At 73.6% G+C, this 13,256-nt stretch carries 13 protein-coding genes; 7 read left to right on the top strand and 6 right to left on the bottom strand.

Annotated elements, in window-relative coordinates; all coding sequences use genetic code 11:
• Positions 1 to 98 precede the first annotated feature (98 nt).
• The 4 genes from PH191_RS15870 to PH191_RS15855 all read right to left on the bottom strand — a co-directional run bounded on the left by PH191_RS15870 (position 99) and on the right by PH191_RS15855 (position 3,700).
• A complete protein-coding gene (locus PH191_RS15870) occupies positions 99 to 527 on the bottom strand; it encodes a PPOX class F420-dependent oxidoreductase (RefSeq protein ID WP_274195588.1) in 429 nt (142 codons plus the stop codon).
• Positions 528 to 587: 60 nt separating this feature from the next.
• Positions 588 to 1,799 (bottom strand): MFS transporter, encoded by a 1,212-nt coding sequence (locus tag PH191_RS15865; protein ID WP_274195587.1) that lies wholly within the window; start codon positions 1,797 to 1,799, stop codon positions 588 to 590.
• A 28-nt stretch (positions 1,800 to 1,827) separates the two neighbouring features.
• Positions 1,828 to 3,006, bottom strand: a complete 1,179-nt coding sequence (locus tag PH191_RS15860; protein ID WP_274195586.1) for an alkane 1-monooxygenase — start codon at positions 3,004 to 3,006, stop codon at positions 1,828 to 1,830.
• 79 nt (positions 3,007 to 3,085) lie between these two features.
• The gene (locus PH191_RS15855) at positions 3,086 to 3,700 is read right to left on the bottom strand and encodes a TetR/AcrR family transcriptional regulator (RefSeq protein ID WP_274195585.1); all 615 of its coding nucleotides are present in this window, start codon (positions 3,698 to 3,700) and stop codon (positions 3,086 to 3,088) included.
• Positions 3,701 to 4,394: 694 nt separating this feature from the next.
• On the opposite strand from PH191_RS15855, the gene PH191_RS15850 reads away from it, so the two are divergent.
• Positions 4,395 to 4,763 carry a hypothetical protein gene (locus tag PH191_RS15850; protein ID WP_274195584.1) on the top strand — a complete coding sequence of 123 codons (369 nt, stop codon included), beginning with the start codon at positions 4,395 to 4,397 and terminating at the stop codon, positions 4,761 to 4,763.
• A gap of 313 nt (positions 4,764 to 5,076) precedes the next feature.
• Here PH191_RS15850 and PH191_RS15845 read toward each other — a convergent pair whose 3' ends face one another.
• A complete protein-coding gene (locus tag PH191_RS15845; protein ID WP_274195583.1) occupies positions 5,077 to 6,345 on the bottom strand; it encodes a cytochrome P450 in 1,269 nt (422 codons plus the stop codon).
• A gap of 250 nt (positions 6,346 to 6,595) precedes the next feature.
• On the opposite strand from PH191_RS15845, the gene PH191_RS15840 reads away from it, so the two are divergent.
• Both PH191_RS15840 and metX read left to right on the top strand, forming a co-directional pair.
• Complete coding sequence (locus PH191_RS15840; RefSeq protein ID WP_274195582.1) at positions 6,596 to 7,903, top strand: bifunctional o-acetylhomoserine/o-acetylserine sulfhydrylase; 1,308 nt, start codon at positions 6,596 to 6,598, stop codon at positions 7,901 to 7,903.
• The gene (metX, locus tag PH191_RS15835; RefSeq protein WP_274195581.1) at positions 7,900 to 9,060 is read left to right on the top strand and encodes a homoserine O-acetyltransferase MetX; all 1,161 of its coding nucleotides are present in this window, start codon (positions 7,900 to 7,902) and stop codon (positions 9,058 to 9,060) included. Before PH191_RS15840 ends, metX begins: the two co-directional genes overlap by 4 nt.
• A gap of 26 nt (positions 9,061 to 9,086) precedes the next feature.
• On the opposite strand, the gene PH191_RS15830 is transcribed toward metX, so the two are convergent.
• Entirely contained in the window at positions 9,087 to 9,485 is a 399-nt protein-coding gene (locus PH191_RS15830) for an ArsR/SmtB family transcription factor (protein ID WP_420791810.1), read from the bottom strand.
• 65 nt (positions 9,486 to 9,550) lie between these two features.
• On the opposite strand from PH191_RS15830, the gene PH191_RS15825 reads away from it, so the two are divergent.
• The 4 genes from PH191_RS15825 to PH191_RS15810 all read left to right on the top strand — a co-directional run bounded on the left by PH191_RS15825 (position 9,551) and on the right by PH191_RS15810 (position 13,223).
• Positions 9,551 to 10,684, top strand: coding sequence for a DUF418 domain-containing protein (locus PH191_RS15825; protein WP_274195580.1), 1,134 nt, complete (start codon positions 9,551 to 9,553; stop codon positions 10,682 to 10,684).
• 88 nt (positions 10,685 to 10,772) lie between these two features.
• Entirely contained in the window at positions 10,773 to 11,501 is a 729-nt protein-coding gene (locus tag PH191_RS15820) for an esterase/lipase family protein (RefSeq protein ID WP_274195579.1), read from the top strand.
• 40 nt (positions 11,502 to 11,541) lie between these two features.
• Positions 11,542 to 12,450, top strand: coding sequence for an oxidoreductase (locus PH191_RS15815; protein ID WP_274195578.1), 909 nt, complete (start codon positions 11,542 to 11,544; stop codon positions 12,448 to 12,450).
• Between the two features lie 47 nt (positions 12,451 to 12,497).
• The gene (locus tag PH191_RS15810; protein WP_274195577.1) at positions 12,498 to 13,223 is read left to right on the top strand and encodes a PaaI family thioesterase; all 726 of its coding nucleotides are present in this window, start codon (positions 12,498 to 12,500) and stop codon (positions 13,221 to 13,223) included.
• The last annotated feature ends 33 nt before the right edge of the window (positions 13,224 to 13,256 follow it).

Below are 13,256 nucleotides of genomic sequence, written 5' to 3'. Positions count from 1 at the left end.
GATCCTCTCGGAGGACTCCCGCCCCGAACCCAGGCAACCCTAACCACGGCGGAGGCCGTGCCGATCGGGTGATCGGCGGTGATCCGGAGGAGGGCCGGTCAGCCCGCGTTGTCCGGGACGTCCGAGGCCTTGACCGCGCCCCAGCCGTGCCAGCGGTCCACCTCGATCCACGCGGCCACACGACCGCGGTCACGGATCGGGTAGGGCTTGCCGGTGTAGTGCTCCGAGCACCGGTCGATGATCGTCAGATCGTCGTCGTCGGCCCACTCGACGATGTGGCCCTGGATGCTGACGTGGGTGTACCAGTCGTCCTCGGACAGGATCGAGATCGACACCCGCGGGTCCTTGCGCAGGTACTCGACGCGCTTGCGCGCGTTGTCCATGTTGACCAGCACCCGGCCGTCCTCCCAGAGGTACCAGGTCGGCACCGAGACCGGCTGGCCGTCGGGGCGGACCGAGACGATCACGCTGGGGTTCGGCTTGCGCAGGAGTTCCTGGACCTCGTCGGGCAGCGGGGGCTTGGGCATGTCGTCCTCTCGTCGGGGTGGTGCACGGTCTCGGGCAGGAGTGCTCGATGGGCCCCGATCTCACACGCGCGCGGCCCCCACGGAGCGGCGGCGCACCACCAGGGCGCGCGCGACGACCGCGGTCAGGCCGAGGGCCACGACGACGAGGCCGTAGACCTCGGCGACGGGCCGCAGCCCGAGGTGCACGGTGGCGATCCCGGCGACCACCGCCGGGAGGCTGAAGGCGAGGTACGCGACGACGTAGGCGACGGCCATGAGCTCGCCGCGGGTCTCCGGGGCGGCGATCCGGGCGAGGGTGCCGAAGCAGGCCAGCGAGGCCATGCCGAACCCGACGCCGGCGACGACGGTGCCCGCGGCGGCGCCGAGCGGGACACCGAGGACGAGCCCGCCCAGCGTGACGAGGGTGCCGACGGCGAGCAGCCCGCCCGCCGGGGCGAGCAGCGTCGCGGGGGAGCGGCGCAGGACCGCGACGGCGGTGACCGCACCCACCCCGCACAGCAGGGTGACGACGACGCCGCCGACGAGGTGGCTGCGCAGCCCGAGGATCTCGGCGGCCACCGACGGGCCGAGCGAGAGGTAGAGCCCGCCGAGCGCCCAGCTCGCCGCCAGCGTCGGCACGATCGCGAGCACCTCGGCGCGCAGTCCCGCCGGGATCCGGACGCGGGGACGCAGCGAGGCGAGCGCGCCGGTGCGTCGCGGGGCCGTCTCGGGCAGCAGCGCCAGGACGACGCCGACGACCGCGAAGCCCAGGAGCAGGACGCCGTAGACGAGGCGGGTGGGCGCCGGGGCGTACTCGACGAGCAGCCCGCAGCCCAGCGCGCCGAGCGCCAGGCCGATCAGCGGCGTCGTCGCGTTCGCGAGCCCGGCGCGGCGCGGGCCGAGGTCCACCAGCGTGGCGGCCATCGCGGTGATCGCCGCGCCGGTCGCCGCCCCCTGCACGGCGCGCGCGACGAGCAGCATCGTCACGTTCGTCGCGAGCAGGAACAGCACCACCGCGACGGTCTGGACGCCCAGCGCGACCGCCAGCACCGGCCGTCGCCCGACGTGGTCGGACAGGCCGCCGACCACGAGGAGCGAGGCGAGCAGGAAGACGACGTAGACCGCGAAGATCGCCGTCAGCGTCGCGGCCGAGAAACCCCATTGCGCCTGGTAGACGACGTAGAGCGGGCTCGGGACGCTCGAGGCGGCCAGGAAGAGTACGACGACCCCGGCCACCGCGGCGAAGAGCCGGCCGCGGCGGACGGGGTCGAGGCTGTCAGCGGGTGCCGTCACTCCCGGCGCAACACCCGCGTCGTCGGTTCTATGTCCGGGCGTAGCGGGAGAGGTACTGCTCACGCCGGCGGGGGTGGATGTTGGCCAGGGTGACGTCGCCGTCGTAGTGCGCGAGCACCTTGCGGTCCATCATCGCCCGCCACAGCGGCGGGAAGAGCGCGACGACGATCATCGAGCCGTAGCCGCTGGGCAGCTGCGGCGACTCCTCGAAGTGCCGCAGCGTCTGGTAGCGGCGCAGCGGGTTCGCGTGGTGGTCGGAGTGGCGCTGCAGCTGGTAGAGCAGCAGGTTCGACACGGTGTGGTCGGCGTTCCAGCTGTGCCGCGGGTCGGTGCGCTCGTAGCGGCCGTCCTCGCGGCGCTGGCGCTTGAGCCCGTAGTGCTCGAGGTAGTTGACGACCTCCAGCAGCGAGAAGCCCACGAACGCCTGCAGGATCAGCCAGGGCAGGATCACCGGCCCGAACGCGACGACGAGCGCGACGAACAGCACGACGGTCATGGCCCAGGCGACGCCGATCTCGTGGTCGAAGGGCGTGTGGCTGCCCTTCGACCGGCGCTTCGACTCCAGGTGCCACGACGAGCGCAGGCTGCCCCAGACCGTGCGCGGCAGGAACATCCAGAAGCCCTCGCCGAGCCGCGAACTCGCCGGGTCCTCCGGGGTCGCGACGCGGACGTGGTGGCCGCGGTTGTGCTCGACGTAGAAGTGCCCGTAGGCGGAGCTCGCGAGCGCGATCTTCGACAGCCAGCGCTCGACGTCCTCGCGCTTGTGGCCCAGCTCGTGGGCGGTGTTGATGGCGACGCCGCTGACGACGCCCATGGTCAGCGCGAGACCGAGGTTCGCGTGCCAGGGCAGGTCCCAGCTCGCCCACACCCAGCACGAGAACACCAGGCTCGCGTACTGGATCGGGATGAACAGGTAGGTCACCCAGCGGTAGTAGCGATCGGCCTCGAGGCGCTCGCGCTCGGACTCCGGCGGGTTGTCGTCGGTGGCGCCGAAGACCAGGTCGAGGCCCGGCAGGATCACGAAGAGGATCATCGGGCCGATCCACCACCAGCCGGCCCAGCCGGTGGCCGTGGACAGCCCCGCGCCGACGAACGGCATCGCCGGCATCAGGGTGGCCAGCGGCCACAGGTAGCGCTTGCGGTCTCGCCAGGGGCGCTGCGGGGCATCGTTCCCCGCCGCGGTGTCCGGCACGAACTCGGTACTCATGGGCCTGTCTCCCTCGACACGACGGCTCGTGACGAAGTGTGCGCGGTGATGCGTTCAGAGACAATACCCGATTTTTGTCTCAGTTTCGCGGATGGACCAACAGAGCGGCGACCAGATGAGCCATGCGCTCCCCGACGTCCACCGGGTCCAGGGCCGGCGCCACCACATGAGAGATCACGAGACGGACGAGCGCGTCCACGGTCTCCTCGACCCGCGACGGGAGGAGCTCCGGCTGCCGCCGTCCGAGCCACGCCGCGAGGAGGGCGCGGGCGGACTCGCGGATCGACTCCGACCGTGAGGTGAGGAACGGCAGCAGCCCGGCGTCGCCGGACCGGCTGCCCGTGAGCACCGCGCGCAGGAGGGGGTTGTCCGCCGCCTCCTGCAGGGTCAGGCGGGTGGCGGCCGCGACGGCGCGGGGGACGTCGTCGTGCCGATCGAGGGCATCGGCGATCGCGGCGAAGAACCGCTCGGCCTCGCGGGTCATCAGCGCCTCGCCCAGGCCGTCCTTGTTGCCGAACTCCCGGTAGAGCGTCGGGCGCGAGACCCCGGAGTCGACCGCGACCTCGCCGACGCGCACCCGCTCCCAGCCCCGCTCGACGGTGTGCTGGTGGGCCGTCTCGAGGACCCGTTCGCGCACCTGTCGCCGGAACTCCAGGCGCAACGACTCGCCGCTCATCCGGTCAGTGTCACTCACCGCAACCGGCACGGTGCGCGGAGCAGCTCTCTCACACCCGGTCGGCGGTGCCGGTTGGCCTGCGGGACGCACTCAGGCTGGGCCGATCAAACATCGCGGACGGCGCAACGTCAGCGGCCGCTCGCCGAGGGTCACTGGGCCGAAGCGCCCCACTTCCTCAGGATGTCCGACTCGCGAGTAACAACGGTCGGCGAACGCCGATGTCCGCGCAGGTCACCGGGATGCACCTGGTGGTCCACCGTCCGGCCGAAGGGGTCCGCACATGGTCGTTCGATCCGGTCGTCTGCTGCCGAGCGTGATCGTCGGTGCTCTCGTCACCGGCGCCCTGGCCCTGGGGGCGGGGAGTGCGGGAGCCGCGGAGACGTGCACGAGCTCGGACGGTCAGAAGTTCGAGCTGTCGGGGGCTCTCGAGCGTGGGTCTGATGGGCAGTGTGAGGGCCCCGGGCTTCTCGGAGCGCTTGCCGGGACCCTTCGGGCTCTGGGCTACAGCGTCGCTGAGACCACACAGGCAGTGGAGGACGCGATTCCGCCGGCCACCTCGGTGACTCCGACCCCGGCGACCACGACCACGCCGACGTCCGTAAGCAGCAATCCCGGGGGAGGTGGCGCCTCTGCTTCTCAGGATCAAGAGCGTCAGCGTCTCGCCGATCAGCGGGCCCGGGAGCAGCAGGCGCGGGCGCAGCAGGACACGGCGATGGCCGCGCAGCGCGTCCCGCAGGCGCCCGCCGCGATCGGCGCGGGTCTCGTCGCTCCCGCCGTCTCCGCACCCGGTGGCCTGGCCGCCCGGGTGCCCGCGCTGGGCTTCGGCACCGTCGACCCCCGCCTGCTCATGGTGCCGACCGGCAGCCCGCTGCGGACCCTCACCGGCGTCACCCCGGGCTCGCCGGTGACGACGTCGAGCGACGTCCAGGCGATGGCGCTCGACGGCCTCCCGAGCGGGCTGGGGACGCCCGCGGTGCTGGGCGTGCTGATCCTCTCCACGCTCGCGGGCTTCGCCCTGCGCCACCGGGTGCTGCGCCGGGTCCGGCTCGCCGCCGCTCCGAAGCCCGAGCCGGCGAGCTGAGACCTCGGTGGCGAATCCCGCGCTCAGCGCGGCTTTCGCCACCGAAGACGCCCGGGAGCGGCCATGATCGCGACTTCGGTGACGAAGCAGCTCAGATCCGGAGTGTCTCGTCACCGAAACGGCGATCACCGCGGCGCCGCACCGCAAGATCCGGGTCCGTGGAGCGAACGCTCCGCTCAGCGGAACGCACGCTCCACGACCCTGGATCTCGTCCTCGAACCCCGCCCCGCGCCGTTCCGGCCCAGGGCGTCCGTCACCCTCCAGTCGGCCGACGGTGCCCTTCGCGCGGACACGGCCGCGCCCGACACCGCACTCACCGCGCCGCGTCGGTCCCCGCGAGCGCGACGGGGAGGTGCTTGATCCCGTTCACGAAGATGCTGCGCAGGCGGTCGGGCTCGCCGACGACGCGCAGGTCGGGCATGCCGGCGAAGAGCTCGCGGAAGAGCACCGCGACCTCGCGACGGGCGAGGTGCGCGCCGAGGCAGAAGTGCGGGCCGTGGGCACCGAAGCCCTGGTGCGGGTTGGGGGAGCGACGCAGGTCCAGGCGGTCCGGGTCGGCGAAGACGGCGGGGTCCCGGTTCGCCGCGCCGTACACGAGCAGCAGCTTCTCGCCCGCGGACACCGGCACGTCGCCGACCGTCGTGTCCGCCACCGCCGTCCGCCGCATCCAGTTGATCGGCGAGGCCCACCGGACGATCTCGTCGACCGCGGTGGGCGTGACCCCGTCGACGTCCGAGGACCACGCCTCCCACTGCGACGGGTCGAGGTGCATGCCCCAGACGCCGTGGGTGATCGCGTTGCGCGTGGTCTCGTTGCCCGCGACGCAGAGCAGGATGAAGAACGACGCGATCTCCTGGTGCGTCAGCCGCTCGCCGTCGACCGTGCCGTGCACCAGCGCCGAGGTGATGTCGTCGGTCGGCGACGCCTCGCGGGCGGCGGCGAGCTCGGTCATCAGTCCCGAGAGGCCGGCGCCGGCGGTGAGGTAGTCGCCGAGGGGGTTGTCCGAGGTGACGTACTCGGGGTCGTCGCCGGCGAGGATGACGTTGGAGTGGGCGAACACCTCGTCGCGCCGGGACTCCGGGACGCCCATCATGTCGCAGATGATCAGCAGGGGCATCCGTGCGGAGACCTCGGTGACCAGGTCGAACGAGCCGTCGCCGGCCAGCGCCTTCTCCCGGGTGGAGGCCACCACCAAGCGCGCCACCCGCGTCACGTCGGACAGCAGCGCCTCCGTACGCCGCGGCGTGAACGCCTGCGCGGCGATGCGCCGGATCTTGGTGTGGCGCGGGGCGTCCATGCTGATCAGCGAGCCGAAGAACTCGTGGGCCTCGGCGGGCAGGTCGAGGATCGAGACCGCGCCCCGGCCCGAGCAGAACAGGTCGGGGTTCTTGCTGACGTACTCGACGTCGGCGTGCCGGGTGACGGCGCGGAAGCCGGGTCCGCGCTCGAACCCGGGGAACTCGGGCTCGGCGAACCACGGCAGCCCCGCGTCGGCGCGCAGAGCGTCGAACGCCTCGAACCGGCGCGCCCAGGGCGCGGCCCAGAACTCGCGGTCACCGAGGTCGACGGTCGGGAGCGTCATAGTTGGCAGGATGCCAACGCCGCGTGCCGCCCGCCATGCGCAGGACGTGACACCCGTGACCCGGGGGTGTCGGTTGTGCCGTGTGCCCGGCGGCGGGAGGATCGCCGACGTGGTGCGGGTTGATCTCGAAGGCTTCTGGCCGAGCAGGCGCGGCGACGCGTTCGACGAATGGTGTCGCTGAGGGGCAGCACCCCGCCGGCGACGTGAACGACCGAGAATCCCCGATCCCCCACGATGGAGTGAGCACCCCATGACGGACGCGAGCACCGGCTGGTCGTTCGAGACCCAGCAGGTCCACGCGGGCGCGAGCCCGGACCCGGCGACGAACGCCCGGGCCACGCCGATCTACCAGACGACGTCCTACGTCTTCCGCGACACCCAGCACGGGGCGGACCTCTTCAGCCTCGCCGAGCCGGGCAACATCTACACGCGGATCATGAACCCGACCCAGGACGTGCTGGAGCAGCGCGTCGCCGCCCTCGAGGGCGGGGTCGCGGCCCTGGCGTTCGCGAGCGGCAGCGCAGCCACGACGGCCGCGATCCTCAACATCGCCCACGCGGGCGACCACTTCGTGTCGAGCCCGAGCCTCTACGGCGGCACGTACAACCTGTTCCACTACACGCTGCCCAAGATGGGCATCGAGGTCTCGTTCGTCGAGGACCAGGACGACCTCGAGCAGTGGCGCAACGCCGTCCGGCCGAACACCAAGCTGTTCTTCGCCGAGACGATCGCCAACCCGGGCTCGAACGTCCTCGACGTCGAGGGCGTCGCGGGCGTGGCGCACGAGGTCGGCGTCCCGCTCGTCGTCGACAACACCGTGCCGACGCCCTTCCTGCTGCGCCCGATCGAGCACGGCGCCGACATCGTCATCCACTCGGCCACCAAGTACCTCGGCGGCCACGGCACGACGATCGCGGGCGTGGTCGTCGACGGCGGCACGTTCGACTTCGGCGCCCACGGCGACCGCTTCCCCGGCTTCACCGAGCCCGACCCGAGCTACAACGGCCTCAAGTACTGGGAGGCCCTCGGCCCGGGCGCGTACGCGGCCAAGCTGCGCGTCCAGCTGCTGCGCGACACGGGTGCGGCGATCGCCCCGTTCAACGCCTTCCTCATCATCCAGGGCATCGAGACGCTGTCGCTGCGCCTCGAGCGCCACGTGCAGAACGCGCAGGCCCTGGCCGAGTGGCTCGAGCAGCGCGACGAGGTCGAGAAGGTCTACTACGCGGGCCTGCCCTCGAGCCCCTGGTACGAGGCCGGCAAGAAGTACCTGCCCCGCGGCGTCGGCGCGATCGTGTCGTTCGACCTGCGCGGTGGGGTCCAGGCCGGGCGCGCGTTCGTCGACGGCACCACCCTGCACTCGCAGCTGGTGAACATCGGCGACGTCCGCAGCCTCATCGCCCACCCGGCGTCGACGACGCACAGCCAGCTCTCGGAGAACGAGCAGGAGTCGGCGGGCGTGACCCCGGGCCTCGTGCGCCTGGCCGTCGGCATCGAGCACGTCGAGGACCTGAAGGCCGACCTCGAGGCGGGCTTCACCGCGGCGAAGTCACACGTGTGACGGATTCGCTCCAGCGCGTCGACGGCGACGTGTCCGTCCAGGTCCTCCCTCCCGCCACCGGCGCGTGGCGGGAGGGGGACCCGGTCGGCGGCCGTCGCTTCGTCGACCTCGGTGCGGTGACGCTCGAGAGCGGCGCGACCCTGCCCGACGTGCGCGTCGCCTACGAGACGTGGGGACGCTTCGACGGGACCAACGCCGTCCTCGTGCTCCACGCGCTCACCGGCGACAGCCACGTCACCGGGGATCCGGGGCTCGGGCACCCCACGCCGGGCTGGTGGTCGGCGATCATCGGGCCGGGTCGGGCGATCGACACCGACCGCTGGTTCGTCGTCGCCCCCAACGTCCTCGGCGGGTGCCAGGGCACGACGGGACCGGCGAGCCCGGGACCCGACGGGCGCCCGTGGGGCTCGCGGTTCCCGCGGACGACGGTGCGCGACCAGGTCGCGGTCGAGGAACGCTTCGCCGACGCGGTGGGGATCGACTGCTGGGCCGCCGTGCTCGGCGGCTCGATGGGCGGCATGCGGGCGCTCGAGTGGGCCGTGATGGCGCCCGAGCGGGTGGAGCGGCTGCTGCTGCTGTGCTCGCCCGCGGCGGCGTCGGCCGACCAGATCGCGTGGGCGGCTCCCCAGATCGCGGCGATCCGCGAGGACCCGGGCTGGCACGGCGGCGACTACCACGACCGCCCACGCGGCCAGGGCCCGCACGTGGGGCTCGGCGTCGCGCGGCGGATCGCGCACAACACCTACCGGACGGGCCAGGAGTACGACACGCGCTTCGGACGCCGGCCCCAGCCGGGCGAGGATCCGGAGGACGGCGGGCGCTTCGCGATCGAGAGCTACCTCGACCACCACGCCGAGAAGCTCGTCCACCGCTTCGACGCCGGCAGCTACGTCGCGCTGACGCTGGCGATGAACGGGCACGACGTCGCCCGCGGGCGGGGCTCGCTGCGCGAGGCGCTGGGCCGGATCACGGCGCGCACGGTCGTCGCGGGCTCCGTGTCGGACCGGCTCTACCCGCTGCACCAGCAGGAGGAGCTGGCCGAGCTCATCCCCGGCGCGGGCGAGGTGCACCGGATCGAGTCGCCGTACGGGCACGACGCGTTCCTCATCGAGGCGCGGCGGCTCGAGCAGATCCTGGGCGAGCTCTTCCGCGCCTAGGGACCACCCGTCGCTCCGGCGGGGAGCTACAACCGTGCGGGCTGCCCCGCCACCTCGTGGAGCAGCGCGTGCACGGTCTCGTCGTCGAGGCGGTAGCGCACGACGCGACCGCTGCGCTGGGTGGCGACGAGACCCTGCGCGCGCAGCAGGCGCAGCGCCTGCGAGGTGGTGGTGTCCTTCAGGCCGGCGGCCAGGGCGAGGTCGGACACGCAGATCTCGCCGGCCGCGTGGATGCACAGCAGCAGGGTCAGGCGCGTCGGGTCGGCGAGGAGGGCGAACCGGGTGACCCAGGCGTGCATCCTGTCGCCGTCGGGCAGCGCCTCGACGGCGTCGCAGATCCGGTGGTCCTCGTCGAGCGCGCGCTGGCGCTGCTCGGCCCGCGCGGCGTCCTCGTCGGTGCCGTCCGGGGGCTCGGTGAGGTGCACCGACACATCGTGTCATCCTCGCCCGGCCGCCGGGTGGCGGCGCCGGGAGATGGGGGACGCGCGCGGTGACGGGACCGACGGGACTCTCCGCGCGGCGCACCGCCCCCGACCTGGCCCGGGGTCTGATGCTCGTCCTCATCGCGGTGGCGAACGCGCACCTCTACCTCGTCGACCGCCCGATCGGCTACCGCGGCTACCCGGCGGGGCTCGTCGGCGGCGACCGCGTCGTGGCGGTCGTGCAGATGGTGCTCGTCGACGGCCGCGTCTACCCGCTGTTCGCGGCCCTCGTCGGCTACGGGCTGGCGCGGCTGGCCGACCGCGCGCCCGAGGGGGTGCTGCGACGGCGCGGCGTGGTGCTGATCGGCGTCGGCGCGCTGCACGGCGTGCTGCTCTTCCCCGGCGACATCATCGGCGCCTACGGGCTGGTCATCCTGCTGGTCGCGCCGGTGGTGGCGACGGGGCCGGCGGCGTCGTCGTCCCGCGGGCTCCTCGCCGCGGCCGGGGCGATCGCGGCGTTCGGGGTCCTGCTGAGCACCGGCCAGGGCACGCCGCAGGGGGTCCCGACCGTCCCGTCGATCGGGGCGCCCACCGTCGGCGCCTTCCTGGCCGCGCACCCCGGTGAGTGGCTCACGACCACCCTGTTCTCGGCGCTGCTCACCGCGCCGGCGGTGCTCGTCGGCGTCGTCATCGCCCGGTCCGGGACGCTCGACGACCCGGAGGCCCGCCGGCGGCGGCTCGCCCTCTGGGCGGTCGGGGGGCTCGGCGCCTCGGTGCTGCTCGGGCTGCCGCTGGCCCTGGCGGTCGTCGGGACGTGGGTGCCGGCGGGGGTCCTGGCGGGTCTCGCCGGCGCGGCCCACACCGCGGGCGGCTACGCGGGCGCGCTCGGCCTGCTCGGCGTCATGGGCCTGCTGGCGAGCGTGTCCTGGCCCGGGCGCGATCTGATCGCGGCCGCCGGCACCTGGTCGATGACCCTCTACCTGTCCCAGTCGGTGGTGTTCGTCGCCGTGTTCGCGACGGTCGCGGGCGGGCTCGGGTCGACGGCGTCGCTGACGACGGCCACGGTGACCGGGCTGCTGGTGTGGCTCGTCGGCGTCCTGGTCGCCGGTCTCCTCGCCCGCGCCGGCCACCGGGGCCCGGCCGAACTCGCCGTCCGGAAGCTGACCTACCCCCGTGAGCGGAATTCACGGCTATCGCGGTGAATTCCGCTCACGTAGCGGCTGCCCGGCCCCCCACGTGCGTGATCTTCTGAGCTATAGCTCAGAAGATCACGCACGTAGGGTCGAGGATGTGGCCGAGCTCCCGCCCCCGCTGCGCTGGTGGGGTCGTCCGTTCGGCGAGGCGCGGGTGCACCTCGAGCTGGCGCGTCTGTTGGTCAGCGACACCTGGCGCGGGCACGACGTCCCGCACGGCGACGGCGCGCCGGTGCTGCTCGTGCCGGGGTTCCTCGCCGGGGACGTCACGCTCACCGTCCTGCACGACTGGCTACGGCGCATCGGCCACCGCTCCTACCGCTCGGGCATCGCCTGGAACGTCGACTGCTCGGAGGCCGCGGTGCGCCGCCTCGACCGGCGCCTCGCCGAGGTCGCCGACCGCGCCGGGGCGCCCGTGACGATCATCGGGCACAGCCGGGGCGGCCTGCTCGCCCGCGCACTCGCGTCCCGGAGCCCATCGCTGGTCCGCCGGGTGGTCGCGCTCGGCAGCCCGCTGGCCTCGCAGCTCGACGCCTCGGTGCTGACCCTGGCCGCGGTGAGCGGGGCCCGGGTCGCGCAGAACGTGGTGCGCCCGCACCGTCCGCTCTGCCTCACCGTGCGCTGCCCGTGCCCGTTCGGGGCCGACCTCGTCGCGCCCGCGGCCCCGCCCGTCGTCGCCATCTGGAGCGGGCAGGACGGGATCGTGCGGCCCTCGGCGTGCCGCCCGGAGGACGCCGAGGCGCTCGAGGTCCGCGGCAGCCACGTCGGGCTGGGTGTCAACGTCGAGGTCTACCGGCACCTCGCCGAGGTCCTCGTGCGACGGTGACCACCGTTTCGGCCACCCGTACGCCGGGCACGGGAGCCACATGGCCGCGTGGACTCCTGCAGACATCGGAAACCAGACCGGACGGACATTCGTCGTCACCGGTGCGAACTCGGGCATCGGCCTCGAGGCGTCCCGTGCGCTCGTCCGCGCCGGCGCCCACGTGGTCCTCGCGGTCCGGGACACCGAGAAGGGCGCGCAGGCCGCAACGGAGATCGGCGTGGACGCCCCCGGCAGCACCGAGGTCCGCCGGCTCGACCTCGCCGACCTGTCCTCGGTGCGCGCCTTCGTCGCCGAGCTCGACGGCCCCGTCGACGTGCTCATCAACAACGCCGGCCTCATGGCGATCCCGGAGCGGCGCACCGCCGACGGGTTCGAGATGCAGGTCGGGACGAACTTCCTCGGGCACTTCGCGCTGACGGGCCTGCTGCTCGACGTGATCAGCGACCGCGTCGTGACGCTCTCGAGCGTCGCGCACCGGCTCGGCAGCATCGACCTCTCCGACCTGAACTGGCGCCGCCGCCGCTACCAGCGCTGGTTCGCCTACGGGCAGTCCAAGCTCGCCGACCTGATGTTCGCCTACGAGCTCGAGCACCGGTTCGTCGCGGCCGGCTCCCCGCTGCGGTCGATGGCCGCGCACCCCGGCTACAGCGCGACCAACCTGCAGAGCCGTACCGAGTCGGTGCAGGACGCCGCGATGGGCCTGATGAACAAGGTGATCGCGCAGGGCCCGGAGTCGGGCGCCCAGCCGACGCTCTACGCCGCGACGATGCCCGACCTGCCCGGCGGCACCTTCATCGGCCCGAGCGGGTTCCAGGAGATCGCGGGGCCGCCGGTCCCGGTGGGCTCGACGGTGGCGTCGCACGACCGCGAGGTCCAGGCGCGCCTGTGGGACCTCGCGTCGGAGCTGACGGGCGTCACGCCCCACATCCGGGCCGGGGCACACTCCTGAGCACGCCCACCGCCGACGAGACGCCGCTGGGCGTCCTGCGGCGCTGCGTGGCGGAGGACGTCCCTCTCGCGCCCGTCCACGCCGCCGTCGGTGCGCGGCTCCGCGCGATCGAGCCGGGACGGGCCGAGGCCGACATGCCGGCTCCGGACGGGGATGTCGACGGTGCGCTCTGGCTGCTCGGCGACTTCGTCTCCGGGCTCGCCGTCACCAGCACGCTCGCGGCCGGCGAGCGGATCACCACGCTGCGCCTCACGCTGCACGTCGTCGCGCGGGACGACGTCGCCGGGACGCTGCACGCCGTCGGGTGCCTCGACGAGCGCGATCCCGAGGTGGCGCTGAGCACCGCGGTGATCACCGACGACGACGGGCGGACGCTGGCGCGGGCCCACGGCCGCAACGCCGTGCTGCGCGACGAGCAGGCCGCCGAGTACCGGACGGCGACCCCGGACTGGTCGCCGACCGCGCGGGCGCCCCACACGCTGGTGGGCGAGGGCGCCGCCCCCGACCCGGAGGCCGTGAACCACGCCCGCGTGGTGCAGGGCGGCGCTCTGGCCTCGCTGCCCGCCCGCGCCCTCGCCGACGCGCTCGGCGGGCCGCCCGACGAGGCGACGGCGACGTTCCTGCGCGCCGTCCCCGCCGACGGGAGCACCGTGCGCACCGAGGTCGAGGTCGAGCACGACGGGCGCCGCCTGCGCAGCGGGCGCGCGCTGCTGCGCGACGACCGCGACCGCACCGTGCTGACGATGACGGGCCTGCGCTACACCCCGGGCTGAGTCGCACGGGGGTGACGAGGCTCCCAGCCCGGG

Origin of the sequence: Actinomycetospora callitridis, assembly GCF_028737265.1 — a bacterium.
GTDB lineage: Bacteria > Actinomycetota > Actinomycetes > Mycobacteriales > Pseudonocardiaceae > Actinomycetospora > Actinomycetospora callitridis.
Note: the sequence above shows the minus strand (reverse complement) of the source record. Positions and strands in the feature narration are given on the sequence as shown.

Coding starts and splice junctions, on each gene's coding strand:
- PH191_RS15845 (WP_274195583.1), bottom strand. CDS start 6,345: ATGACGCTCCCGACCGTCGACCTCGGTGACCGCGAGTTCTGGGCCGCG.
- PH191_RS15850 (WP_274195584.1), top strand. CDS start 4,395: ATGGCCGCGCAGCGCGTCCCGCAGGCGCCCGCCGCGATCGGCGCGGGT.
- PH191_RS15870 (WP_274195588.1), bottom strand. CDS start 527: ATGCCCAAGCCCCCGCTGCCCGACGAGGTCCAGGAACTCCTGCGCAAG.
- PH191_RS15860 (WP_274195586.1), bottom strand. CDS start 3,006: ATGAGTACCGAGTTCGTGCCGGACACCGCGGCGGGGAACGATGCCCCG.
- PH191_RS15840 (WP_274195582.1), top strand. CDS start 6,596: ATGACGGACGCGAGCACCGGCTGGTCGTTCGAGACCCAGCAGGTCCAC.
- PH191_RS15815 (WP_274195578.1), top strand. CDS start 11,542: ATGGCCGCGTGGACTCCTGCAGACATCGGAAACCAGACCGGACGGACA.